Raw genomic sequence first — 23,048 nt, 5'->3', positions numbered from 1 at the left:
TCTGATCGGTCGAAGCAAGCTACAGTCCGATGGCTGCGGAGGGAGAGGTGGCCCTGCGACAGGCATCCAATCGTTAAAGGATGTTTGACCTTTCGTCGCTAGTCTGGCGCCAAACATCAAGCAGGCACCGACGTCAGCATGACGCAAGTACCCTTTCTTTCCATCGTCGCGCCTTGTCACAACGAGGAAGAAGGGCTGCGCGAGTTCTGCTGCCGCTCCGCCGCCGCGGCTCATAGCGTTGCCGGCGATGCCTTCGAGCTCATTCTCGTCGATGACGGCTCGTCCGACCGCACCTGGGAGATCATTTCGAACCTGGCGGCTGATGTGCCGCAGGTGCTCGGTATTCGTCTTCTGCGCAATCATGGCCACCAGCTGGCATCGACGGCGGGTCTTGCCGCATCGCGGGGCGAGCGCGTGCTTTTGATCGATGCCGATCTTCAGGATCCGCCCGAGCTGCTTTTGATGATGATGCCGATCATGGAGCGCGGCGCCGACGTTGTTTACGGCCAGCGCACGCGCCGCCAGGGCGAAACCTGGTTCAAACTCGCCTCCGCTTCGCTTTTCTATCGCGCCCTGTCCAAGCTCGCTTCCGTGACCATCCCGCGCGATAGCGGTGATTTCCGGCTGATGCGCCGGCGTGTCGTCGATATCCTGCTGGCGATGCCGGAGCGCGATCGCTTTATCCGTGGCATGGTCAGCTGGATCGGCGGCAGGCAGGTGGCTCTTCCCTACGAGCGTGACGCCCGTTTTGCCGGCACGACGAAATATCCTCTGCGCAAGATGATCAATTTTGCCCTGGATGCGATCACCAGCTTTTCAACGACACCGCTGCGTATAGCCACATGGCTTGGCATGATGAGCGCGGGCGTCGCGATCTCGTTGCTCGTCTACACCTTCGTTCGCTGGCTGCAGGGCGAGACGGTGACCGGCTGGTCGTCGATCATGGCCGCGGTCAGCGCCTTCAGCGCCATCCAGCTGATCTGCATCGGCATCATCGGCGAGTATCTTGGCCGTCTGGTGCAGGAGAGCAAGAGGCGGCCGATGTTCATGGTCGAGACGATCGTGCGCGGCAGTGAACACGCGGAACTGTCGATCGCTTTCTCGGAGATGAGCGCCAGCGACAAGCGCACGGCGCTGGATGCGGCCTTTGCATCCGAAGAGCCACCGCGCTCGCAAAAGAACAGCCGGATCGGATAATGGACCGGATCGCCGCTCCTGCCTTGGCCGCAGCCGGGCCTGAGAAATTGATTGCCAGACAGGACTCCACCGTTGCGATCGTCGCTTTCGTCGGACTTGCCGCGGCTTTGGTTCTCCTGTTTCCCTTTCCGCCAATTCTCGATTACCCCAATCATTACGCCCGTATCTGGCTCCTTTCAGGCGGGATCGGCGAGCAGCCGTTTCCTGAGATCTATGCGGTCGATTGGAACCGCACCTTCACCAATGTCGGGATCGATCTTCTAGCCACCTGGCTGGGGCCGCTTGTCGGTGCCGACAGGCTTGCGCGGGCTTTGCTTTTCCTGGCGATCGTGCTGCCGCCACTGGGCGCGATCGGCCTGCACCGCGCGCTTTTCGGTGGCCGGCACCACTGGCAGACCGCCATGCTGTCGCTTAGCTGGTGCGCCACCATGATCGGCGGCTTCATCAACTTCCAGATCGGCCTCGGCATGGCGCTCGGCTTTGCCTGCATCGATCTCCGGCTGCAGGGTAGAAATCCCGCCCTGGTCTTTGCCTGGCGGCTCGCCGCCGCGCTGCTGCTGACGGTGATGCATCTCTTCGCGCTTGGCTTCTATATGGCGATCGTCTGCGGCCTCGAATTTTCCTGGCGCATCGATATAGTGCGATCGAAGGCGGGTCTGATACGGCTCGCCGGCCGGTTGGCGCTGGCGCTTGGCGCCTGCGTCCTGCCGCCGCTCGCGCTCTATCTCCATACGGCGGCTTTGCCCAACGCCGGTGGCAACGGCCTTGGCCTTGCCTGGAACGACGGCATCGTCCTGATCGTCCTGAACCTGCTCTCCGCCATCACGACCTATGTTCCGGTGGTGGATGTGGTGCTGGTTCTGCCACTGATCCTCATCTGCACACGTGCCGTCCGCGCGGGCGATATCCGCATGCATGCCGGGCTTGCCGTCGCCGCCTGCGGCCTGCTGCTTCTGTCCTGTGTTTCGCCTCGCCACATGCTCGGCACCGGATGGATCAGTTGGCGCTTTCCGATCATGACGGCGCTCGTCGCCATGGCGATGGTGTGCCCCTTCGCCAATCTCACGCGCCGGCAGGCGATTCTGCTGGCGCTCATCATCAATCTCGCGGTCTTCGGCCGCACCGGCTGGGTCGGCTGGAACTGGTGGCTGGCACAGAAGGACGTTGCAGCCGTCGAGACTGTGCTTAAAAAGGTGCCTGCCGGCGCGGCCGTGCTGCCCTTGGGACACGAACCCGAGACAGTGAGCGGTCTTGCCCACTCCAACCGCCATTTTTCCTGGGGATTGGATACTTTCCGGCACCTGCCGACGCTTGCTGTGCCCTTCTCGCATGCCTTCGTGCCGACGCTCTTCACCGCAAAAGGCAAGCAGCCGCTATCCGTTCTGTCGCCATGGTCTGAGATCGCGGTTCCCGAGGGCAATCTGCTGTCGATCGGCGTGCTTTCATGCCCGGCAATGATGCAGGAATATAAAGGCTTCACGCCCTATCTGTCGGACTGGCGCAGACGTTTCGATTTCATCCTTGTCGCCAACGCCGATATCCCCGACCGCTATGTCGGCACCTTGATGCCGGCGGGCCTGACGCTGGTCGAGGATGCCGGTTTCGCGAAGCTTTACGCGATCGACAAGGCGATGCCGGCAGAGCCTCTCTTGATCCCCGCTGGTTGCGCTACGGCGTCATAGGCTGCGGCTCTTCGCGGATCAACTGCCTCCGGACGATTGGCTCATGATCGCGGCCGCCATCCGGTATTCGCGTGATGGGTTGGTCAGCCGGGGAATTTCAGCGCCTTGTCGGCACGGCATCTGGCGAGCTTTAGCTGGCGGAAGGAGAGGATGCGGGTGATGCGGTCCTTGCCATCAGTTTCCACACTCATGCATGCGCAGGCATAGCCGTAATTGCCGTTGGTCCTGACATAATCATGTTCGGAGATGTCGGAGATCAACTCCATGCCTTCCACCTCGCCGGCATCGTCGCCCTGGGTCATGATCGTCCAGGTGTTCTCCGCGTCCTCCAGCCACCAGTTGGCGGGCGTCGGATTCTCGATCCAGCCGCAGCGCATTTCGGCGGCCTGTGCGTTTGCGGCGATGGCGAGAGCTGCGGTGATGACTGCGGCGGCTATCCGGTGTTTCATCGGCTTTTCCTCGTCGCCAGATTTTAATTGTTGATCGCGATGATCGCCCAGTGGCTCGCCTCGCAGGCGTTGTCCTCGCAGATCGCGCCCATCCAGACGGCGCTGCCGGCGAGCATGACGCCGTCACTATTGACGAAGAGATCCTCGTATTGCTGGCGTCCGACGGCGCGGCGCGTTTCCGGCGTCACGAGATCGTCGAAATTGTCGATGAAATCTTCAGCGCTCTCGACGTCGTAGGTCTCGCCGTTGGCCTTGACCGTCAGTGGGTATTCGGCAAGGCCGGCGATGGTCTCGGCGTCGCCTGAGCGCATCGCCCGAACAAGTTGGCGCAGCGACCGGTCGAAGCTTGCGGCATCGCCGTGCAGTTCCTCGATGCGGTTATAGACGTCGCTGTCGGACTGCGCGAGAGCGCTTGAGCCGCCAAGGAGAATTGCTCCGAGCAGGAGAAGAGCTGCAGACAGGCGTGACATCGAAGCCTCCGGGCAAATGGCGTAGCGCGACATTATGCGATCGCCGAGGATTCGCGCCTATCCAATTCTGGTGTTTCATCGCGGTTTCCCGTATTAAAAAAATCTATCTGGACTTCTTGACGACCTGATCGGTTTATCGCATAAACCTCACGAACCGTACCGTACGGTACGTATATGGGAGCCATGATCGTGTCCGTCGATACCGCAGAGCCGAGCGAGTTTTCGCCGCGCCAGAACGCCGTTCTGGAGCAGGCGCTGCAGTTGCTCGTCGATGGCGGCGAGAAGGCGCTGACGACTTCGGGCGTTGCGCGCGCCGCCAATTGCTCGAAGGAAAGCCTCTATAAGTGGTTCGGTGATCGCGACGGGCTGCTGTCTGCGATGATCGCCTATCAGGCAAGCAAGGTGCGCACCTTCGAACGCAACGGCGAGCGGCTGACGGCGGCGAGCCTGCACGACCATGTCGTCATTTTTGCGCGTGACTTGCTGGAAGTGCTCGCCGGCGACGTCTCGCTGGCCCTGAACCGGCTGGCGATCGGCCAGTCGAACCGCGACGGCTCGAAACTCGGCAAGCTGTTGCTCGAGCGCGGCCGCCGCCAGATCGACCGGCGCGCCATGGCGCTGATCGATGCCGGGAAGAGGGCGGGGCTCCTGCGTTTTTCCGATGCCGACGAGGCTTATCACACGCTTTACGGCCTTGTTGTTTCCGACCTGCATGTGCGCATGCTGCTCGGCGAACCGGGCCTCAAGGATACCGCACGCCAGGCGGAGAGGGCGGTCACCGCCTTCCTCAGGCTCTATGGCACGGACAAGGTTCTGGCGGAGATGCCGGTTCTCGGCTGATTCCGCTTTAATGACAGTCGACAAGACAAGCAAAGGGAAGGAACTTCAAATGCGCGTCTATTACGATCGTGATGCCGATCTCAACCTCATCAAGTCCAAGAAGGTCGCCATCATCGGCTACGGTTCGCAGGGCCGTGCCCATGCGCTGAACCTCAAGGACAGCGGCGCCCAGAACGTCGTCATCGCGCTGAAGGCCGGTTCGCCGACCGTCAAGAAGGCCGAAGCCGATGGCTTCAAGGTCATGACGGTTGCCGAAGCTGCCGCCTGGGCAGACCTGATGATGATGGCCACCCCGGACGAACTGCAGGCCGACATCTACAAGGCTGACATCGCCGGCAACATCCGCGATGGCGCAGCAATCGCCTTCGCTCACGGCCTCAACGTTCACTTCGGCCTCATCGAGCCGAAGGCTTCGGTCGACGTCGTCATGATCGCACCGAAGGGCCCGGGCCACACGGTTCGCGGCGAATACCAGAAGGGCGGCGGCGTTCCCTGCCTCGTTGCCGTTCATCAGAACGCGTCCGGCAATGCGCTTGAACTCGCTCTCTCCTACGCCTGCGGCGTCGGCGGCGGCCGTTCGGGCATCATCGAAACCAACTTCCGCGAAGAGTGCGAAACCGACCTCTTCGGCGAACAGGTCGTTCTCTGCGGCGGTCTCGTCGAGCTCATCCGCGCCGGTTTCGAAACGCTCACCGAAGCCGGTTACGCGCCTGAGATGGCCTATTTCGAGTGCCTGCACGAAGTGAAGCTGATCGTCGACCTGATTTATGAAGGCGGCATCGCCAACATGAACTACTCGATCTCCAACACGGCCGAGTGGGGCGAATATGTCTCCGGTCCGCGCATCATCACCGCCGAGACCAAGGCCGAGATGAAGCGCGTCCTCAAGGACATCCAGACCGGCAAGTTCACGTCCGATTGGATGCAGGAATACCGCGCCGGCGGCTCGCGCTTCAAGGGCATCCGCCGCCTGAACGACAGCCACCCGATCGAAGAAGTCGGCGCCAAGCTGCGCGGCATGATGCCCTGGATCGGCAAGAACAAGCTGGTAGACAAGTCGGTCAACTAAGCAGTTTTTGAGCTGTTGCAGTTTAAGGCCGGGGCGAAAGCTCCTGCCTTTACCGTTCTGCGCTGACGGTCAGCCAGCGGGTTGGCTTGCCGTCGTAGCCGCCGCCGTCGCTTTCGCTGATGGCGACGTTCCGCCAGCCGCCTTTCGTCAAAAGCTCCGACAGCCATTCGGCGGAGGGGTAGTTGTAATAACGACCGAAGCCGTCATGGCCTTCCGCATCGCCTGCCTTGAAGGTCGCATGAATGATGCCGCCGGTCCTCAGGGCGCGCCGGATGCGGGCGAAGACATCGGGCAGCTCGGGCCTCGGGACGTGGAGTAGGCTTGCCTGCGCCCAGACGCCGTCGAAGGCGCTGTCGGCGTCGAGCTCTTGGAACAGCATGACCCTGACCGGCCTGCCGATCAGCGCTTCGGCCTGTCTTGCAAGCTCGGCCGAGCCATCCGTCGGTGTCACGTCGAAACCCTGCGACAGCATGTAGGCGCTGTCCTGCCCGCCGCCGCAGCCGAGTTCGAGGATTGCCGCACCCGCGGCAAGCCCGGCGAGGAAGGCATCGAGCCGCTGCTTCGGCAGGCTGCGCGCCCGGTTGGCATATATCTCGGCATTTTCCTGATAGAAGGCGGAGGTGCGCTCAAGAGGCATGCTGTTCGGCCGATCGGGGGCGTCGGTTGGATTGAAGATGTCTTTCGGGAAGCCGGTCCGCGTCGATGATGTCAATGACGACAATCCCTTCCGATGTCACCCGGTAGAAGGCGACGTGGCGCATGTGGAGGAGGCGGCGAAGGCCAGCGCCGAGTTCGTCGCACTCTTCTCCCATGGAGGGAGCGTGGGAAAGAAGCACGAAAATCCTGTCCCAGTCGAGAAGATAGGCGTCTGCCTGCGCCTCGCCGAAGTTGAGGCAAGCATATTCGTCGATGCCTGATAGCACGGCGTCCGCGGTTCGGGTCAGCCTATAGGTTGTTGTCACGCAGCTTCACCTTCGTTTCCGACAGGATGTCGGGAATGCGTCGATCGCTCGGGCCGCTTTCCTCAGCCTGTCTCAGGATGTTGCGCAGTTCTTCGTCGTCAAGTTTGTGATGGAGCTGATCCTTCAGAATGAGCTCTGCCAGGAATGCGTCAGCACTGCTGTATCTGCCGCTTGCGACACGGTTTTCGACATATTCCGCCAGATTATCCGGAAGCGAGATCGTCATTTTCGCCATTGGATTCGGTGCCGCCCGCCCACGCCGGTTTTCAGCCATTTCAGATGCCAGATTACCATTTCCCAGTTTGTGATAGAAGCGTTGTGCTGCGCCGTCGAGGGCTTGGGTCACATGCGGATCAGTCTTTTTATCGATGTGGACGGCGCATTCGAGATCCTTGAAATGGCGTCGCAAGTCAGGATATCGGCATCATGGCGCTCCGCGGTCGCAGAAATGATCGCGTCGGTGGTGGCGAGTTTATGAGTTGCCGCGGCGAGGGCGGAATAGATCGCCGGCCCGACGGCTTTGCGGGCGAGGCGGAGAGCCGCGCGCCCCCACCATGTCGGTGCTGACGCCGCCGTTCGTGTGGAACGTCCGGATTTCAGGCCGGGATGAGGCGCGTCCAGCCGTGCTCATCGTTCGTTACGCCCTTCTGCAGACTGACGAGCTGCTGGCGCAGTTCGCTGGTCAATTTGCCGGTCTGTCCGTCTCCGACTGGAAATTCGCCGCCGGCATGTCGAACCAGGCCGATGCCGGCGAGGACCGCGGCCGTGCCGCAAGCGAAGGCTTCGACGAGCCTGCCACTGGCAGCGTCGTCTTGCCATTCCGCGAACGAGTAGGGGCGCTGCTCGACGCGCAAGCCCCTTTCTTCGGCAAGCACGATCACTGAGGCCCGGGTGATGCCCGGCAGAATCGTGCCGCCAAGGGGCGGGGTCACCACTGATCCATCGTTCATCACGAAGAAGACGTTCATGCCGCCGAGTTCTTCGACCCAGCGATGCTCTGCGGCGTCCAGGAAGACGACCTGATCGCAACCCTTCTTCGACGCCTCGGCTTGCGCTACGAGGCTGGCTGCGTAGTTTCCGCCGCATTTTGCCGCGCCAGTACCGCCGCTGGCTGCACGGGTGTATTCGGTCTCGACCCAAAGGGAGACGGCCTTCGCGCCGCCCTTGAAGTAGGCGCCGACCGGAGAGGCGATGATGCAGAAGACATATTCCTGAGCCGGACGAACGCCGAGAAACGCCTCGTTGGCGAACATGAAGGGGCGAAGGTACAGGCTGGCGTCGCCGGACGGAATCCAGTCCTTGTCAACGCGGACCAGTTCTTCGACCGCCTTCAGGAAGAGTTCTTCGGGCACAGGAGGCATCGCCATGCGGGTCGCCGACTGCGCAAAGCGGCGTGCGTTCTCTTCAGGCCGAAAGAGCAGAATCCGGCCATCATCTGCCTTGTAGGCTTTCATGCCCTCGAAGATTTCCTGAGCGTAGTGCAGCACGGCGCTCGCTGGATCGAGCTCCAGGGGGCGCCTCGGCGTAACCTTCGCATCGTGCCAGCCCTTGTCGGCAGTCCATCGTGCCAGGACCATATGATCCGTGAAGACCTTGCCGAAGCCGGGCGTCTCCAGTGCCTGAATGCGGTCGGCGTCGGAGACGGGAGACTTGTGGAGTTCGATTTTGATTTCAGGAGAGGCCGACGTCACGGTCATTGCTGGCACCTTGATAGTAAATTGAATAGTGGCGGCGACACTACCGCCGTCGAGCTGGTCTTGGAAAGGTCTGAATCAGCCGGTTTCGGCTTTGATCAGCGGAATAATCGCTGGATGTGGCTGACGTCGAGCAGCAAAATCGGGATCGAGCGCCTTCGATATTGGATGGCCCCTACATCAAGTGAATCCCGAACATCGGCGGTACTGAAAAGCATTCGGTTGGTTCGGGAAATTTCATCCTTATCGGGAAAGGCGGTCGCCAATCCCGCACTAGGGCTTTGAGATATAAGATCTCCAACTTGTCACCATGACAAGAAAATAGGTCAGTATTATTGACATAATTTTCCCCGCATGGTTTGTCGGCGGTATAGAAAATATGAGGAAACCCCATGCTGAACTGGGACACCATGTTTGCGTCGCGCTCGTCGCGCATGCGCGCATCCGAAATCCGCGAGCTCCTGAAGCTCCTCGACCGCCCCGACATCATCTCCTTTGCCGGCGGCATTCCTGATCCGGCGCTGTTTCCGGATCAGGAATTCAAGCAGGCCTATGCCGATATCTTCGACGGCGCCGCCGTCAATTCGGCGCTGCAATATTCGGTCAGCGAAGGCTACAAGCCGCTGCGCGAATGGCTGGTCGGGCAGATGGCGGCTCTCGGCATCCCTTGCGAGCTCGACAATGTCTTCATCGTGTCCGGTTCGCAGCAGGGCCTCGACTATCTCGGCAAGCTCTTCCTGTCGCCTGATGACACCGCACTCGTGACATGGCCGACCTATCTCGGCGCGCTGCAGGCCTTCAATGCCTATGAACCAGCCTACGATCAGCTGACGCCGAACGGCAACCGGACGCCCGAATCCTACCGTGCGGCCGCTTCCGCTGCCGGCGGCAAGGTGAAGTTCGCCTATCTTTCCGCCGACTTCTCCAACCCGACCGGCGAGACCGTCGATCTCGACGGCCGCAAAAAGGTCCTGGCACTGGCAGAAGATCTCGACATCGCCGTCATCGAGGATGCGGCCTACCAGTCGCTGCGTTACGACGGCGATCCGCTCCCGCCGATCCTGGCGCTCGAGATCGCCGAGAAGGGCCATATCAACGATACGCGCACGATCTATTGCGGCAGCTTCTCGAAGACGCTGGCACCCGGTCTTCGCGTCGGCTTCATCGTCGCCAACGCGCCCGTCATCCGCAAGCTGGTGCTGATGAAGCAGGCGGCCGACCTGCATTCTTCGACGATCAACCAGATGGCGATATCAGATGTCGCCGAGCGCGGGTTCGATGCGCAGGTCGCCAGGATCAAGGCCGCCTACAGCCAACGCCGCGACTGCATGCTGGCCGCACTTGAGAAATACATGCCGGAAGGCACCAGTTGGACGAAGCCGGAAGGCGGCATGTTCATCTGGATCACGCTGCCGGAGGGCATGGACGGCGCCAAGCTGCTGGCGAAATCGCTCGAAACCGCCAAGGTCGCCTTCGTGCCCGGCAAGGCGTTCTTCGCCGATGGTTCGGGCGCCAACACCTTCCGCGTCAGCTTCTCCTGCGCCAACGAGCAGATGATCGAGGACGGCATTGGCCGCCTGAGCGCGCTGATCTCGGCCGAAATCGGCGGCTGATTCCAGCCGCCCGGCTGACGGATCAAGGGCAGGGCGCCGATCAGAAGATCGTCGTCCAGCCTTCGTTCGCCGTCTCGCTCTTGCCGTAGCCGACCCGGTCGGCCACGGCGCCGTCGGCGTTGCGAAGGATGATGTCGCCGCCCCTGTTGGCAAGCTGCGGGCCGCCGACTGCGGCATCGAGCGCTATGGTGCGCAGCTCGCCTGCGCTCAGCGATCCCGACAGCGTATGGGTCCTGCCGTTTTCGTCCTCCAGCTTCCAGCCGTCGAGCGATGCCTCCATGTCGGAGCGGTTGATGATCGTCACCGTTTCGGCCTCGGTGCCGCCTTCACCGTTCACCGGGTTGATCAGCGCGGCGACGATGCGCAGCGACGAGGCGACGATCGGCTGCGGCCGGCGTGTGCCTTCGCCGCGGCCCTGGCCGCCGCGACTGTCGGAAACCGGATGGCCGGTCGCCGCATCGGTGTTCCAGTTCTGCGACTGGAAGCAGAGAAAGATCGCCGCCCATTCGTCGGTATCGTTGAAATGGACGAGCAGGGCGCCGTCCTGGTTCGGCCCGTTGGTGGCCTTGAAGCTGCCGCCGTCGCCTTGGTTCATGTGGATGTCGTGAATGCCGTTGCCCGGCTCGAAACGAAAATATTGGTCGGGCTTGTTGTTCTCGGGCCCCCAGGCCTCGCCGAAGGCGTAGAAATGCACGTCGGAATCGGCAATGCCTTCCTGGACGATCGGCTCGATGAAGTCACGCAGGTCATTCTTCGGCCCGGAGAGCTGGAAGGGCGCGACATTCATGTCTTCGCGCTCGATCAACCCGCCGCGGACATAATCGATTGCGAGCTCCGGACGGTCCTTGCGGATGTCGGTCAGGCCCATCGGCAGAGCTTCGAGCGCCTCCGTCAGCGCCGGATGCTTGAAATCGACGATATCGGCGTAGAGCAGGTCGTGCGGCGATTCCTTGGAGCGGACGTTGAGCGCGATGCGGTAGCTGACGCCATTCGCCTCGATGCGGATTTCGATATGGGGATCATTGTCGTCGTCGAGGGCAAGGGCGCTCGCCGTACCCTTCAGGACCTTGTAATTCTTCAGCATGGAGAACCTCGCGGCGGGTGGCGGGGTTTGACGATAACACGGCGAAAGTGCATCTTTTGTGACGCCTGTCTTCACCGTGCAATGCCGGATCCGCTATCGCCTATTGCTGGAGATGCGGGCCGAAAAGCTCGAGGTCGGCTTCACCAAGCCTGTCGCTAACCGTGTTCAGCTGGTGCCAATAGGGATAGATCACCGGCGGCAGGCTGACCGCGTCGAGGCGCTTGCGTTCGTCGTCCGTGAGTTTCAGCTCGGCGGCGGCGATGTTGTCGCGGAACTGGGCTTCGGTGCGGCCGCCGATGATGACCGAGGTCACGGCCTTGCGGCCGATCAGCCAGGCGAGCGCCACCTGTGCCGCCGAAACGCCGCGCTCTTCGCCGATCGCGACCAACGTCTCGACGATGTTCCAAAGGCGGTTCTCATCGCGGATCGGCGGTTCGGTCCAGCCGGCGAACTGGCGCGTGCCTTCGGGGGCTGCCTGGTTGCGGCGATGCTTGCCGGAGAGCAGGCCGCCGGCGAGCGGGCTCCAGACCAGCACGCCGAGGCCCTGGTCGATCGAGATCGGCAGCAACTCATATTCGGCGTCGCGGGCCTCCAGCGTATAGTGGATCTGCTGGCTGACGAAGCGCTGGTATCTGTGCTCGTTGGCGATGCCGAGCGCCTTCATGATGTGCCAGCCGGAATAATTCGAGCAGCCGACGTAACGCACCTTGCCCTGCCTGATCAGGGTGTCGAGCGCTTCCATCGTCTCTTCCAGCGGCGTCTGGCCGTCCCATTCATGCACCTGGTAGAGGTCGATGACATCGGTCTTCAGCCGCTTGAGGCTCGCCTCGCATTCGCGGATCAGGTGGTAGCGCGACAGGCCCTGGTCGTTCGGGCCGTCGCCCATGCTGAAGCGGGCCTTGGTGGCGAGCAACACGCCCTGCGGCCGCTTGCCGCCGAGCACATCGCCGATGATGTTTTCGCATTCGCCTGATGAATAGGCGTTGGCGGTGTCGATCAGGTTGATGCCGGCATCGATGCACATGTCGATCATCTTGCGTGCCTCTGCAACGCCGAGGTCGCCGACGGTCTTTGCCCAGCCGACGCCACCGAAGGTCATCGTGCCCATGGTCAAAGTCGAAATCTTCAGGCCGGAACGGCCGAGCAGACGATATTCCATTGAAATTCCTCCCTCATCCAAATGTGAGTGACGTAGCGCAAAGCCCGGCAATGGCAAATCGCCGCGCGTTCACGCCTGCGTGAACTCGCTTGCGCGAGCTCCCACGCTCGCTTGCGTGTGAACTTTCACACGCGGGTTCACTGGCGGGCGAGGATGATCAGGCGATCGGCCTCGGCAAAGGCCAGAAGATCCGATTTCCCGGGATTGACGACGACGCCGGAAAGATTGCGGGCGTCGGCTTCTCCCTGCCGCTGCCGTTGATAGCCGATCGCGACCTCGCCGCGGCGCAGCGCCGCAAGGCAGATCGTATAGAAGGTCAGCGGCTTGTCCATCGAAACATAGTCGGTGACGGGGCGCATGTAGATTTCCGAGCCGTCCTCGTCGAGCAGTTCGTCGAAGATCGCCGCCATCTGGCCGTTCTCGGAGGCCTGCGCCAGCATCAGGCTGACGAGCTTGTTGCTGACGACGAAATCGTCGGCGCGGGTGACGGCGGCAAGCTCACGGTTGCGCACGTCGATCATCTCGCTGACGATGCCGATGTGGCGGCCGGTTTTCTCGGCGATCCGGCGTAGCTGCAAAAGGGTGACGAGCGTGCGGGTGTCGGCGGGCTGTGCGGCCATGTGGTCGGAGTAGCCGAGCACAAGCACGTGGTCGTAGGCGGGAATATCGAGGTCGTCGAGTTCGGCGCGGCTGCTGGTATCGGTGACGCGGCAGGTGACCGCCATGTTGTCGCTCGCAAGCGTCAGGCCACGAACCTCCTCTTCGATATCGGGCGTATCGGCGGCGATGGTGAGTTGCGAACCAGGGGCGACATAACGCGACAGCTCGCGGGCGATGATCGGGCCGCGGCGGTTCCAGCCGAGCATCAGCGTGCGCTCCGCCTTTGTCTCGCGTGTCACTGGAGCCCGGATCGCCTCCTTGTCGATACGCATCTCGGCGGCGGCGCTTTTGATCGCGGCATCGTCTTCGGCGATGATGATGGCGCGCTCGCCGGGCAGGAAGATGCGGTTTGCCGGCGGGTTGAGATGTACCGCGCCCTCGTTGTCGCAGAAGCCGATCAGCGTCGAGCTCTCGTACATCATCACGGCGGCGCCGAAGCTTTTACCGGAGAGTTCGGGCTGCTCGAGCGTATAGATCTCGCAGCCTTCGAAATCGAGCAGTTCGGAATAGACGCCAGACAGTCCCGACTGGCGGCTGGAATGGGCGACAATGCGCGAGATCAGGTCGTCGGCAAGCACCAGTTGCAATTCCTTGCCGCCGACGATGCGCGCCACCTCTGCATTCCTGGTGTCGCGGATTTCGGCGGCGATCTGGTAGGGCTCCTTGCGGCGACCGGGATCGTTGACGAGGGCGAGCACCGTCTTGATGACCTCGGAATCGGCATGGTCGCCTTCCGGCGACAGCACGATGATCGAGCGCGAGGTGTGCGGGTTGACGATGTTGATGTCGTAAAGATCAGTCGGATCGCCGCTGCGACAGATGATACGGGTGTTCCCGAGATTTTCGATCTTGTCGGCAAGCTCGTCCTCCATCTCCACCTTGTCCTTGGCGGCCATGATGACAATGCGCGGGCGGCGCCGGCTGGTGTTGGCAATGACGAGTTCGGAGATGACGTCGAAGATTGAGGGCGACCAGTTGAAGATGATCGTATGGTCGTTTTCGAGCACCTGCGAGCGGCCCTTGCGCAGGTCGTCCAGCTTTTCCTCGAGGCCGGAACTCAGCACGCGGGCCGAGAAGACGAAGATGCCCGATATGGTGACGACAAGGGAGACGCCGCGGAAGGGCCAGCCGATATCGCCGCCCATCGTGCCGGCATCCATGGTGCGCATCAGCGATTCCCAGGCGCCCTCGACGAAGCTCAGATGCTCGCCGCCATCAGGCGCAATGCCAGTCAGCGCCAGCACCAGGCCGGCAGCGATGATGGCGACCAGCGATATCACCGCCAGCCAGCCGATCAGGGCGATCGGGCCGGCGGCCATGCTCTTGTCGAACTGGTAGCGCAGGCGCGCGCGCCAAGATGCCCGTCTCATTCTTGCCATCCCCTCGAATCGGCCAGGATCAGGCCGCGTCCACAGGCGATTCCAGAAATCGGAAGGGCGATCAACTGTATTGTCGGCAGGGCGGGCGAACCACCAAGGAAGGTTGTGGGAATGGCGCCGCGGCGGCTGCGGCGCGCTGTCACATCTCTGTAAAGGACCCCTAATAAGGGAGGGGTATCGAAATCGAGGATCCCTCCCATGAAAACGATCGTTTCCGCCGCAACACTTGTCGCTGCGAGCCTCTTTGCCATTCCGGCTTCGGCCGCAAACCTCGTTCTCTACACCAGTCAGCCGAACGAAGACGCACAGGCGACGGTCGACGGCTTCATGGCCGCGAATCCCGATATCAAGGTCGACTGGGTGCGCGACGGAACGCCGAAGATCATGGCGAAGCTCCAGGCCGAGATCCAGGCCGGCAACCCGGTCGCCGACGTTCTCCTCATTGCCGACGTGGTGACGCTGGAGCGCCTCAAGGAAGACGGCAAACTCCTGGCCTACAAGTCGCCGGAAGCCGCAGGGTACGACGCCGCCCTCTATGACGCCGACGGCTATTACTACTCGACCAAGCTGATCACCACCGGCATCATGTATAACGCTTCGGCCGCGATGAAGCCTGCGAGCTGGAAGGACCTGACGAAGCCGGAAGCCAAGGGCCTCGTCACCATGCCGAGCCCGCTTGCCTCGGGTGCGGCCCTTATCCACGCCCAGACGCTTGCCGCCGTTCCCGGCCTCGGCTGGGACTTCTACAAGTCGCTTGCCGAAAACGGTGCGATCGCCGCCGGCGGCAACGGCGCCGTGCTGAAGTCGGTTGCCTCGGGCGAAAAGGCCTATGGCATGGTCGTCGATTACCTGCCGATCCGCGAGAAGGCCAAGGGCGCTCCGGTCGAGTTCGTCTTCCCGAGCGAAGGCGTTTCGGCCGTCACCGAGCCGGTCGGCATCCTCGCCAGCACCAAGAACGCCGATGTCGCCAGGAAGTTCGTCGATTACGTGCTCTCCGAAAAGGGTCAGGAAGGCTTCCTGAAGCTCGGCTACATCCCGGCCCGCAACGGCATGAAGCTGCCGGACGGCTTTCCCGCGCGCGACACTATCAACGTCCTGCCGATCAAGGCCGCAGATGCTCTGAAGAATACCGACCAGGATCTCAAGACCTTCTCGGACATCTACGGCTCGAACTGATCCTTTCATGCACGGATACATCAAAACCGGAAACAGCCAGCCCGCCTGGCTGTTTCCTTTTGTCGTCATCATCGTCCTGATCCTCAGCGTGCTGCCGCTCGCCCGCCTTGCTATGGTCGGGATCGCGGCCTTTGCCGACGGCGGGGTGATGACGGTTCTCGGCGACGCCTCGCTGTGGTCGTCAACCTATTACACGGTCGTCACCGCCATTCTGGGCACAATCATCTCGCTCATCATCGGCTGCCTCTTTGCCTTCCTGCTGACGCTGACCGATATCCGCGCCAAGGGGGCGCTGAGCTTCTTCTTCGTGCTGCCGATGATGATCCCGCCGCAGGTGACGGCGCTGGCCTGGGTGCAGATGTCGGGCCCCTCCAGTCCGCTGTTGAAGGCGCTGCATATCGCCCCGCCGATGGGTTCGCCGCAGCCGCTCTATTCTGTGGGTGGCATCGCGCTGCTTTACGGCGTGCAGCATGCGCCGCTGGTCTACCTGGCGCTGCGGGCCGGGCTGATGACGCTGCCCCGCGACGGCGTCGAGGCAGCACGGCTTTCCGGCGCTACCAGCCTGCGGGTGTTCCGCGACATCATCCTGCCGCTGTCGCTGCCCGGCATCATCGCGGGTGCGGCGATCTCCTTCGTCTCCTGCACCGGCAATTTCGGCATTCCCGCCATTCTCGGCATTCCGGCCTCGATCTTCACGTTGCCGACGTTGATCTTCACCAAGTTTTCCGCCTTCACCAACCGCACTTTCGGCGACGTCGCCGTGCTCTCGGCAATCATCGCCATCATCTCGATTGTCGGGCTGATGATCCAGGACCGGGCGCTGCGCGGCCGCGACTACCGTGTCATCGGGTTATCCGGGGCGAGTGCCGCCTTCGAGCTCGGCGCCTGGCGTTTCGTGTTCACGCCACTCGTCTGGACTATCCTGTTCTTCATGCTGGCCGCGCCCTTCTTCGCGCTGATCGCCGGCGCGCTGGTGCCGGCCTATGGCGTGCCGCTCACCTTCAAGACCATGTCACTGCATGCTTTTCAGGAGATCCTGTTCCGGCAGGCGGTGACGCGCACCGCCTTCATCAACTCGCTGTCACTTGCCGCCGCTACCGCGCTTTGTCTCCTCGTGGTGACAGTGCTTGCGGCCTATGCGCTGACACGACGCAGGGATCTGGCTTCCCGCATCGTCTCCAGCCTGATCGAAATACCCTATTCGCTGCCAGGCATCGTCATGGCTGTTTCCTTCATCCTGGTGTTCGCTGCACCGATCCCGATCCTGCACGTCTCGCTTTACGGCACGATCTGGATCATCCTGATCGCCTATTTCTCCTCGTTCTTCGCCGTCAGCCTGAAGCCGGTGGTCAGCGCTTTCCATCAGCTCGATCCGGCGCTGGAAGAGGCCGCACGGCTTTCCGGGGCCGGCTTCTTCCGCCGGCTTGCCGATATCATCGTGCCGCTGATTGCGCCGGCCGCTGGCGCCTCCGTTATCCTTGTCTTCCTGATTGCCTGCAACGAGCTGACGATCTCGGCGCTGCTCTGGTCTGCCGGCACGCAGACGCTCGGTGTTGCCATCTACAATCTCGACGACAGCGGCAGCTCCGACCTTGCCTCGGCGCTCTCGGTGCTCGTCGTCCTCTTGGTCGTCGCGCTGATGCTGCTGCTCGAACTTCTGGCGAAACGACTGCCGAAAGGAGTGGTCCCATGGCGAGGCTGACCCTCAACCAGCTCTGCAAGGATTTTGGTACAGGCCGAGCCGCCGTCAGCGGTTTTTCGCTTGATGTGCGCGAGGGCGGCTTCCTGGCGTTGCTTGGGCCTTCCGGCTGCGGCAAGACGACGGTGCTGCGCATGATCGCCGGTTTCGAGGCGCCGAGCGACGGCTCGATCCATCTCGGCGAGAGATTGCTTGCCGATGCCGCGCAGTCGCTGCCGCCGGAAAAGCGCAACATGGCGATGGTCTTTCAGTCCTACGCGCTGTGGCCGCATATGAGCGTTGCCGACAATGTCGGCTATCCCCTCAAGGTGCGCGGTATTTCGGGCGAGGCTTACCGGGCGAAGGTGCGCGACGCGCTTTCCACCGTGCGGCTTGCCGATTATGCCGAGCGGCGCCCGGCTGATCTCTCCGGCGGCCAGCGCCAGCGCGTGGCGCTCGCCCGCTGCCTGGTGACATCGCCTGACGTGGTATTGCTCGACGAGCCGCTCGCCAATCTTGACCGGCACCTGAAACAGGAGATGGAAGAGACTTTTCGCGAGTTCCACCAGCGCTCGGGCGCAACGATGATTTATGTCACCCACGACCAGAGCGAAGCGATGGCGCTCGCGACTGACGTTGCCGTGATGTCGGAGGGCCGGCTGCTGCAGGTGGCGGCTCCCGCCGAGATCTACGCGCGGCCGGAAGGGCGCATCGTCGGCGGGCTGATCGGGCGAGGCGCGATCGTGACGCTGCCGCGTCCCGCCGGCGATGGCAGGGCGCTCGACTGGCCTGCGCTGGAGCCGCTGTTTGCCGGTGCTGCCGCCGGGGCAGCCAGCGGCGACAGGGTGGACGTCCTCGTCCGGCCGGAGGATGTCATCGTCTCCGGCGAGAATATCGCCGCCGGCGAGGGGATTGCGGCGACGGTCGAATCCATTCTCTTCGAGGGCGAGCGATATGCGCTGAAGCTCATCCTCGCCGATAGTCAGGTACTGCGGGCCTATACCCGTTTTCCCGTCCGGACGGGTGACGGCCTCAGGCTATCGGTGCGCTCGGCATGGCGGCTTTGAGACGCCGCACTCAGCCAGAATCATTCACTGCCGGAACATTGCCAGCGGATGACGCGGCAGCTGCCGGTTTGTTTTCTACAGCTGCGGATTGCCTGGCGCTGGGCCTCACGATTGTCGTAACCCCAGCCGGAGCCCCAGCCGCCGCGATGGCCGACGGCCACCGCACCGCAGCCATTGCGGAACCAGATGGCGATCCGGCAGTCATTGGCGCTGCTGTCGCAATTGCGCCGGGCAACGGTTTCGGCGTCGCCGCGATTGTCATAAGCATAGGACCAGCCGATAGCGCTGGTCGACGGCGAATAGGCGATGGCGCCGTAGGTGTCGGCAAGGGCCGAGCCGGCGAGGGACGTCAGAACCGCAAGCGATGCAAGAACCCGCTTCATGAAATGCCCCCGCGCCGGAACGGCGATTGTCCTCTGCGAAGAACTATTCGAGGCTTGCGGCGGAATGTCTGCGGCCGAAGTCACAGGTAATCGCGTCCGGGGCTGTAAGAGGGGTGGTTGTCCGCATATTTCTTGGCTCCGCCATCTTTTCCTGCGGCTTCTGCTGGTTAAGGTACTCCCCGCAACCGGATCCTTCCCATGTCGCTTCGCCTCGCCACCTTCAATGTCGAAAATCTCCTGACCCGTTTCGATTTCACCGGCTTCCGCAATCAGCTGCGCCAGGACCGGGTCATCAAGCTTTTCCAGGTGTCGAGCGAGGGCGTCTACCAGCAGCTCGAGCAGGCGCGGGTGATCGCTGCGACCGACGACACGCGGCAGATGACCGCGCTTGCGATCGCCGACGCGGATGCCGATATCCTCTGCCTGCAGGAAATCGACAACATGGCTGCCCTTCAGGCCTTCGAATACGGCTATCTCTTCCGCATGGTCGGAAACGGTTACCGGCAGAAATACCTGGTCGAGGGCAATGACAGCCGCGGCATCGATGTTGCTGTGCTGATGCGCGAGGAAACGCGCGACGGCCAGAAGATCGAGCTCAGGGACATCAAGAGCCATGCGATGACGACCTATCGCGATCTCGATCTCTTCGACGAAGAGCTGGCGCTCACCAACCGCATCGACGACAAGATCTTCAAGCGCGATTGTCTGGAGCTCGATCTTCTGATCGGCGGTCGGCCTTTTTCGCTCTACGTCGTACATTTCAAGTCCATGGGCAATCCGCGCGACGGGCTGGACGGGCGGCAATCGACCATGCCGATCCGCCGCGCCGAGGCGCGCGCCGTTCGCCGCATCATCGAGGATCGCTTCGGGGCGGATCAAGCCGGCACGAAGAGCTTCGCTATCTGTGGCGACATGAACGATTATCAGGAGCGCGTCGATGTCATCGGCCGCCGGGGCGCCGGCTATCGTTTCGAGCATCAGGATGAGGCCGAAAGCGCACTCGACGTTTTCAGCCGCGATGGCTTTGCCGAAAATGTCGTGCGCCGCCGCGAGCCGCTCGACCGCTGGACGCTCTATCATGCGCGCGGGCCGCAGGAGCAGTGGCTCTGCCAGCTCGATTATCTCTGGCTTTCGCCAGCACTCGCCGCCCACAATGTCGGCCGCCTGCCGGAAATCATCCGCAGCGGCCAGCCTTACCGCACCATCTTCCCGCCGGGGCAGGAGGTGGAGCGTTATCCGCGCACCGGCTGGGACAGGCCGAAGGCGTCCGATCACTGCCCCGTCGTCATGACACTGGATCTCCCATGAATGCGAATTTGAACGCGAATTTCACAAACAGCAATTTTTCTGGCGATTTCGCCGGCTGGCCGCCGGAGGCCACGGTCTTCCCGATTGCCGGCGTGGATCTGCGCATCCTGCCCGGTCCCCATCCTTTGGTCGTCGCCGAAGAAACGGCGATCCGGGAGAACTGGGCCAGAGAGACTGCCGCCAATCCGGCGCTGTTCGACGGGCGCATGGTGTTCCAGCGGCTGGTATCACTCAGTGAAGACGGGATTGCAGGCGAGGGCCACGTCATTCCCTTTTCCGCCTTCATGTGGTGGCGCCGCCAGCCGCAGCGCCAGGGCGGCCTCCATCTCTTCGCCTATCCCGTGCTCGAAACCTCCGACGGTGCGCTGGTGGCGATCCGCATGGGCGCGCATACGGCCAATCCCGGCCAGGTCTATTTCGCGGCCGGCTCGCTGGAGCCCGAGGATGTCGTCGACGGACGCTGTGACATTGAGGCAAACATGCGCCGCGAAGTCCAGGAGGAGACCGGGCTCGATCTTGCCGAATCCGTGGCGGGGCGGGGGCTGTTCGCCACCCGTAACAAGCGCACGGTAACGCTGCTGCGGCTCTACCGCTTCGAGATGACGGCTGACGAGATGATCGCGCGGATCGAGAGCCACATGCTCGTCGCCGAGGACCAGGAGATCGCGGGCGCCGTGGCGATCCGCTCGGCCGATCCTTCGGCCCATCCCTATAACATCGCCATGCTGCCCGTGATCGACTGGTATTTTGGCAAGGCCGAGCGGAGTTGATGTATGCCGCCTAAAACCGTGTAGCGTTTCGGGATAACGGCATCCATCACCCAAAGATCGAAAGCGCGTCATGTGAATCCGGTTGGCATGACGCGTTTTAGCGCCTTGCACTCGCTCGCCCGGTCGGGCAGGTTGGCGGCGCGATGACGATTCAAGGAGGCTGATGTGGCGCGAAGCTACAGCGTCTATGACGTGTTCACCGATCGAAAGCTTGCGGGCAACCCGCTGGCGGTGATCTTCGACGGAGACAATCTCAGCGACGAGGCGATGCAGGCGATCACCCGGGAGATCAATCTCTCGGAGACGGTCTTCGTGAAGCCTTCGGCCAACCCCGCCTATGCGGCGCGTCTGAGGATATTCACGCCGGGGCGCGAGCTGCCGTTTGCCGGCCATCCGACGGTCGGCACGGCGGTGGCGCTGGCCGAACGGGCGCATGGTGCTGCGACGCGCGATCTCGTCACGGTGCTCGAGGAAAATGTCGGGCCGGTGCGTTGCGCGGTGCGGCTGAGAGAGGGTGAGGCGAGCTTTGCCGAATTCGACCTGCCGCGCAAATCGCAGCCGGCCATCATGCCGCTCGACAAGCTCGGCATCGCCGATGCGCTGTCGCTGAAGGTGACCGAGATCGGCTTCGAAAATCACGTCCCGTCGGTCTGGAGCGCCGGCGTTCCCTTCCTGCTCATTCCGGTGCACGATGTTGGAGCCACGCAGCGGGTGGAATTCGATCCGCAGCTCTGGGAAAAGATCGTGCCCTTCGTCGATGGCGCGCTTGCCTCGGCCTATGTCTATTGCCGTGGCGGCGTCAACCACGTGGCAAAGTTTCACGCGCGCATGTTCGCAAGCGGCATGGGCATCGTCGAAGATCCGGCCACCGGCTCGGCGGCGGCCGCACTCTCCGGCGCCATCCATTATTTCGACCGGCTGACGGACGGGCATCACCCGATCATGATCGAGCAGGGCGTCGAGATGGGCCGGCCGTCCTTCATTCACCTGCATATCGATGTCGACGGCGGGGCGATCTCCAACGCGCGGATCGGCGGCCAGGCGGTGCGGCTGGCCAGCGGCACGCTCGACCTTTGATTTCACTGGAGCGCCGCGCGTCCGATAGAACGCGCTAAGGACGCTCTATCACTTTGAATCGGCGCATAATCCTCTCCAAAAATCGATTCCGATTTTCGGGGTTCTGCGTTGCATTTCAGCCATGCCGAAAAATCTTCGCGATTAACCAAAGAAATTTCGCCTACGCGCTGGACAAGCCTGCCGATCCTGTTTATACGCCCCGTCACACCGCGCAGCCAAGCGCGAACGGGTGATTAGCTCAGTTGGTAGAGCAGCTGACTCTTAATCAGCGGGTCGTAGGTTCGAGCCCTACATCACCCACCAAATCTCTTGAAAAGATTGATGTATTTGAACTCAGGCCGGATTTTCCGGCCTGCTGGAAGCAGGCGGCATTGCTAGCCTTGCCCAAAGGACTGGTCGCAGTGATCTGCGCGCGCTAGTTTCCCTCACACACACTGGGAGGGTCCCATGAGAAGCATCATTCTAGTCGTTGCCTTGTCTCTGCCGCTACCGGCCTTTGGCGCAGGCGTCATGAACGTCAAAGCGAGCGAGCATAGCTGCAGCGAGCTTACGCAGATCATTCGCCAGAACAAAAAGGTCTTTGTTCGCGTCGGTTTCGGCGGCCGCAGTTTCCGTTATCCACCTGCCCAGTGCAGCATGGGTGATAAGCGCACCACGACTAGTTTGCGCGATGCGGGGGGAAAGCAGTGCATCCTTGATTATTCCTGCGTCTTCGACCCCGCGTCGCCCTATAACTTTCCCTAGAACAGGATGTCGTCCGAAAACCGCTCAACACTTTTCGGCATCATGCTCTGGACGCTTCCGTTGAGAGAGGGAGCGAGCGGGAAGTGCGGGCGGCGGTCAACTTCAGACGGCGCCAACCGAGGTTACCTCAATCGCTGCCGCTCAGTTTCATGCCGGCGAGCCAGAGAGCTGCGACGATGAAAAACGACAGTGCCGCCATCATTGCTATCGGCGGTGTGTATTCCTGGAAGGAATGCGAGGCGTTCAGTCTGAGGACGTAAATAATCACAACCGCAAGTTTGATCGAGATCAGGAGGGCCAGGGTCGCGTTTTTGGTGTAACGCCTGATTTTCGGCCAATCGAAGCTTCTGGCGGGTGACGCATCGACCTTCTGTGTCGGAACGGTTCTTGTCCGCTCCGGCTCCGGCAATGCAAGGTGTCTGCGCCCAAACGTCGGTTTCATCGCCGGCAGCGTAGACCAAATATCTTAATGGATCGGGACGTTGCGATGCCCTCGCCGAAGCAGTAGCGAAGGAGTGCCTCGCCCATCTGGACTTCGCTGCCTTCGAAGAGCCCGTGCGAAGCTGATTTCTGAAGGGTGCCCGGAG

General features: G+C 62.2%; 23 protein-coding genes, 1 tRNA gene and 1 pseudogene. 13 read left to right on the top strand and 12 right to left on the bottom strand.

All coding sequences use genetic code 11. The features are described 5' to 3' along the window. The first annotated feature begins 138 nt into the window (after positions 1-138). Together J3P73_RS16385 and J3P73_RS16380 are read left to right on the top strand one after the other, a co-directional pair. On the top strand, positions 139-1,197 hold the full coding sequence (locus J3P73_RS16385; protein WP_130692193.1) for a glycosyltransferase family 2 protein: 1,059 nt from the start codon (positions 139-141) through the stop codon (positions 1,195-1,197). Then, complete coding sequence (locus J3P73_RS16380; RefSeq protein ID WP_024320833.1) at positions 1,197-2,879, top strand: hypothetical protein; 1,683 nt, start codon at positions 1,197-1,199, stop codon at positions 2,877-2,879. Before J3P73_RS16385 ends, J3P73_RS16380 begins: the two co-directional genes overlap by 1 nt. Before the next feature lie 83 nt (positions 2,880-2,962). On the opposite strand, the gene J3P73_RS16375 is transcribed toward J3P73_RS16380, so the two are convergent. Further along, a complete protein-coding gene (locus J3P73_RS16375) occupies positions 2,963-3,328 on the bottom strand; it encodes a DUF4087 domain-containing protein (protein WP_024320834.1) in 366 nt (121 codons plus the stop codon). 23 nt (positions 3,329-3,351) lie between these two features. Then, positions 3,352-3,831, bottom strand: a complete 480-nt coding sequence (locus tag J3P73_RS16370; RefSeq protein WP_185827914.1) for a hypothetical protein — start codon at positions 3,829-3,831, stop codon at positions 3,352-3,354. A gap of 141 nt (positions 3,832-3,972) precedes the next feature. Between J3P73_RS16370 and J3P73_RS16365 the strand changes: the two genes are divergently transcribed. Both J3P73_RS16365 and ilvC read left to right on the top strand, forming a co-directional pair. Next, the gene (locus J3P73_RS16365) at positions 3,973-4,638 is read left to right on the top strand and encodes a TetR/AcrR family transcriptional regulator (protein WP_018074237.1); all 666 of its coding nucleotides are present in this window, start codon (positions 3,973-3,975) and stop codon (positions 4,636-4,638) included. Between the two features lie 49 nt (positions 4,639-4,687). Continuing rightward, a complete protein-coding gene (gene ilvC, locus J3P73_RS16360) occupies positions 4,688-5,707 on the top strand; it encodes a ketol-acid reductoisomerase (protein WP_024320836.1) in 1,020 nt (339 codons plus the stop codon). 49 nt (positions 5,708-5,756) lie between these two features. Here the strand turns inward: ilvC and J3P73_RS16355 are convergent, their stop codons facing one another. From J3P73_RS16355 to J3P73_RS16335, 5 genes and pseudogenes are all read right to left on the bottom strand, one after another. Continuing rightward, positions 5,757-6,344 (bottom strand): class I SAM-dependent methyltransferase, encoded by a 588-nt coding sequence (locus tag J3P73_RS16355; protein ID WP_024320837.1) that lies wholly within the window; start codon positions 6,342-6,344, stop codon positions 5,757-5,759. Continuing rightward, the gene (locus tag J3P73_RS16350; protein ID WP_024320838.1) at positions 6,334-6,669 is read right to left on the bottom strand and encodes a type II toxin-antitoxin system RelE/ParE family toxin; all 336 of its coding nucleotides are present in this window, start codon (positions 6,667-6,669) and stop codon (positions 6,334-6,336) included. Before J3P73_RS16350 ends, J3P73_RS16355 begins: the two co-directional genes overlap by 11 nt. Beyond that, positions 6,653-6,904, bottom strand: coding sequence for a ribbon-helix-helix domain-containing protein (locus J3P73_RS16345; protein ID WP_024320839.1), 252 nt, complete (start codon positions 6,902-6,904; stop codon positions 6,653-6,655). The genes J3P73_RS16350 and J3P73_RS16345 overlap by 17 nt, the downstream gene beginning before the upstream one ends. Before the next feature lie 123 nt (positions 6,905-7,027). Continuing rightward, positions 7,028-7,158, bottom strand: a pseudogene (locus tag J3P73_RS38155) (PIN domain-containing protein); the annotation flags it as partial. A 107-nt stretch (positions 7,159-7,265) separates the two neighbouring features. Beyond that, on the bottom strand, positions 7,266-8,366 hold the full coding sequence (locus J3P73_RS16335; protein WP_075224063.1) for a branched-chain amino acid aminotransferase: 1,101 nt from the start codon (positions 8,364-8,366) through the stop codon (positions 7,266-7,268). Between the two features lie 389 nt (positions 8,367-8,755). On the opposite strand from J3P73_RS16335, the gene J3P73_RS16330 reads away from it, so the two are divergent. After that, on the top strand, positions 8,756-9,976 hold the full coding sequence (locus tag J3P73_RS16330; RefSeq protein ID WP_024320841.1) for an aminotransferase-like domain-containing protein: 1,221 nt from the start codon (positions 8,756-8,758) through the stop codon (positions 9,974-9,976). Between the two features lie 40 nt (positions 9,977-10,016). Here the strand turns inward: J3P73_RS16330 and J3P73_RS16325 are convergent, their stop codons facing one another. The 3 genes from J3P73_RS16325 to J3P73_RS16315 form a co-directional block, all read right to left on the bottom strand. Then, positions 10,017-11,060, bottom strand: a complete 1,044-nt coding sequence (locus J3P73_RS16325) for a DUF2278 family protein (protein ID WP_018074244.1) — start codon at positions 11,058-11,060, stop codon at positions 10,017-10,019. A 100-nt stretch (positions 11,061-11,160) separates the two neighbouring features. Beyond that, positions 11,161-12,219 (bottom strand): aldo/keto reductase, encoded by a 1,059-nt coding sequence (locus J3P73_RS16320; RefSeq protein WP_018074245.1) that lies wholly within the window; start codon positions 12,217-12,219, stop codon positions 11,161-11,163. Between the two features lie 137 nt (positions 12,220-12,356). Beyond that, a complete protein-coding gene (locus tag J3P73_RS16315; RefSeq protein ID WP_207579661.1) occupies positions 12,357-14,249 on the bottom strand; it encodes a CASTOR/POLLUX-related putative ion channel in 1,893 nt (630 codons plus the stop codon). 207 nt (positions 14,250-14,456) lie between these two features. Here J3P73_RS16315 and J3P73_RS16310 point away from each other — a divergent pair, with 207 nt between their 5' ends. The 3 genes from J3P73_RS16310 to J3P73_RS16300 are packed head-to-tail and all read left to right on the top strand — an operon-like array spanning position 14,457 to position 18,179. After that, positions 14,457-15,434 (top strand): ABC transporter substrate-binding protein, encoded by a 978-nt coding sequence (locus J3P73_RS16310; RefSeq protein ID WP_024320843.1) that lies wholly within the window; start codon positions 14,457-14,459, stop codon positions 15,432-15,434. 7 nt (positions 15,435-15,441) lie between these two features. After that, complete coding sequence (locus J3P73_RS16305) at positions 15,442-17,136, top strand: ABC transporter permease (protein ID WP_024320844.1); 1,695 nt, start codon at positions 15,442-15,444, stop codon at positions 17,134-17,136. Further along, positions 17,124-18,179, top strand: coding sequence for an ABC transporter ATP-binding protein (locus tag J3P73_RS16300; protein WP_130686652.1), 1,056 nt, complete (start codon positions 17,124-17,126; stop codon positions 18,177-18,179). The genes J3P73_RS16305 and J3P73_RS16300 overlap by 13 nt, the downstream gene beginning before the upstream one ends. 20 nt (positions 18,180-18,199) lie before the next feature. Here the strand turns inward: J3P73_RS16300 and J3P73_RS16295 are convergent, their stop codons facing one another. Beyond that, positions 18,200-18,562: a DUF4189 domain-containing protein gene (locus J3P73_RS16295; protein WP_024320846.1), complete on the bottom strand. Its 363-nt coding sequence runs from the start codon at positions 18,560-18,562 to the stop codon at positions 18,200-18,202. A 198-nt stretch (positions 18,563-18,760) separates the two neighbouring features. Between J3P73_RS16295 and J3P73_RS16290 the strand changes: the two genes are divergently transcribed. The 5 genes from J3P73_RS16290 to J3P73_RS16270 all read left to right on the top strand — a co-directional run bounded on the left by J3P73_RS16290 (position 18,761) and on the right by J3P73_RS16270 (position 22,461). After that, on the top strand, positions 18,761-19,870 hold the full coding sequence (locus J3P73_RS16290; RefSeq protein WP_130682073.1) for an endonuclease/exonuclease/phosphatase family protein: 1,110 nt from the start codon (positions 18,761-18,763) through the stop codon (positions 19,868-19,870). Then, positions 19,867-20,640 carry an NUDIX hydrolase gene (locus tag J3P73_RS16285; RefSeq protein ID WP_130682071.1) on the top strand — a complete coding sequence of 258 codons (774 nt, stop codon included), beginning with the start codon at positions 19,867-19,869 and terminating at the stop codon, positions 20,638-20,640. Before J3P73_RS16290 ends, J3P73_RS16285 begins: the two co-directional genes overlap by 4 nt. 165 nt (positions 20,641-20,805) lie before the next feature. Further along, positions 20,806-21,717 (top strand): PhzF family phenazine biosynthesis protein, encoded by a 912-nt coding sequence (locus J3P73_RS16280; RefSeq protein ID WP_130682069.1) that lies wholly within the window; start codon positions 20,806-20,808, stop codon positions 21,715-21,717. 227 nt (positions 21,718-21,944) lie between these two features. Then, positions 21,945-22,020: transfer RNA gene (locus J3P73_RS16275), tRNA-Lys, on the top strand. A gap of 144 nt (positions 22,021-22,164) precedes the next feature. Continuing rightward, positions 22,165-22,461, top strand: a complete 297-nt coding sequence (locus J3P73_RS16270; protein ID WP_130664825.1) for a hypothetical protein — start codon at positions 22,165-22,167, stop codon at positions 22,459-22,461. A 127-nt stretch (positions 22,462-22,588) separates the two neighbouring features. Here J3P73_RS16270 and J3P73_RS16265 read toward each other — a convergent pair whose 3' ends face one another. Continuing rightward, positions 22,589-22,870, bottom strand: coding sequence for a hypothetical protein (locus J3P73_RS16265; protein WP_130682067.1), 282 nt, complete (start codon positions 22,868-22,870; stop codon positions 22,589-22,591). Positions 22,871-23,048: the final 178 nt, after the last annotated feature.

Origin of the sequence: Rhizobium ruizarguesonis (assembly GCF_017357285.1) — a bacterium.
Taxonomy (GTDB): Bacteria; Pseudomonadota; Alphaproteobacteria; order Rhizobiales; family Rhizobiaceae; genus Rhizobium; species Rhizobium ruizarguesonis.
This window is presented reverse-complemented; position numbering and strand designations above follow the sequence as displayed.

Excerpts from the sequence above, each read along its gene's own strand:
- J3P73_RS16310 (WP_024320843.1), top strand. The coding sequence starts at position 14,457 with ATGAAAACGATCGTTTCCGCCGCAACACTTGTCGCTGCGAGCCTCTTT.
- J3P73_RS16345 (WP_024320839.1), bottom strand. The coding sequence starts at position 6,904 with ATGGCGAAAATGACGATCTCGCTTCCGGATAATCTGGCGGAATATGTC.
- J3P73_RS16320 (WP_018074245.1), bottom strand. The coding sequence starts at position 12,219 with ATGGAATATCGTCTGCTCGGCCGTTCCGGCCTGAAGATTTCGACTTTG.
- J3P73_RS16365 (WP_018074237.1), top strand. The coding sequence starts at position 3,973 with ATGGGAGCCATGATCGTGTCCGTCGATACCGCAGAGCCGAGCGAGTTT.
- J3P73_RS16290 (WP_130682073.1), top strand. The coding sequence starts at position 18,761 with ATGTCGCTTCGCCTCGCCACCTTCAATGTCGAAAATCTCCTGACCCGT.
- J3P73_RS16315 (WP_207579661.1), bottom strand. The coding sequence starts at position 14,249 with ATGAGACGGGCATCTTGGCGCGCGCGCCTGCGCTACCAGTTCGACAAG.
- J3P73_RS16355 (WP_024320837.1), bottom strand. The coding sequence starts at position 6,344 with ATGCCTCTTGAGCGCACCTCCGCCTTCTATCAGGAAAATGCCGAGATA.
- J3P73_RS16380 (WP_024320833.1), top strand. The coding sequence starts at position 1,197 with ATGGACCGGATCGCCGCTCCTGCCTTGGCCGCAGCCGGGCCTGAGAAA.
- J3P73_RS16305 (WP_024320844.1), top strand. The coding sequence starts at position 15,442 with ATGCACGGATACATCAAAACCGGAAACAGCCAGCCCGCCTGGCTGTTT.
- J3P73_RS16325 (WP_018074244.1), bottom strand. The coding sequence starts at position 11,060 with ATGCTGAAGAATTACAAGGTCCTGAAGGGTACGGCGAGCGCCCTTGCC.
- J3P73_RS16295 (WP_024320846.1), bottom strand. The coding sequence starts at position 18,562 with ATGAAGCGGGTTCTTGCATCGCTTGCGGTTCTGACGTCCCTCGCCGGC.
- J3P73_RS16330 (WP_024320841.1), top strand. The coding sequence starts at position 8,756 with ATGCTGAACTGGGACACCATGTTTGCGTCGCGCTCGTCGCGCATGCGC.
- J3P73_RS16370 (WP_185827914.1), bottom strand. The coding sequence starts at position 3,831 with ATGTCGCGCTACGCCATTTGCCCGGAGGCTTCGATGTCACGCCTGTCT.
- J3P73_RS16375 (WP_024320834.1), bottom strand. The coding sequence starts at position 3,328 with ATGAAACACCGGATAGCCGCCGCAGTCATCACCGCAGCTCTCGCCATC.
- ilvC (WP_024320836.1), top strand. The coding sequence starts at position 4,688 with ATGCGCGTCTATTACGATCGTGATGCCGATCTCAACCTCATCAAGTCC.
- J3P73_RS16270 (WP_130664825.1), top strand. The coding sequence starts at position 22,165 with ATGAGAAGCATCATTCTAGTCGTTGCCTTGTCTCTGCCGCTACCGGCC.
- J3P73_RS16285 (WP_130682071.1), top strand. The coding sequence starts at position 19,867 with ATGAATGCGAATTTGAACGCGAATTTCACAAACAGCAATTTTTCTGGC.
- J3P73_RS16385 (WP_130692193.1), top strand. The coding sequence starts at position 139 with ATGACGCAAGTACCCTTTCTTTCCATCGTCGCGCCTTGTCACAACGAG.
- J3P73_RS16335 (WP_075224063.1), bottom strand. The coding sequence starts at position 8,366 with ATGACCGTGACGTCGGCCTCTCCTGAAATCAAAATCGAACTCCACAAG.
- J3P73_RS16300 (WP_130686652.1), top strand. The coding sequence starts at position 17,124 with ATGGCGAGGCTGACCCTCAACCAGCTCTGCAAGGATTTTGGTACAGGC.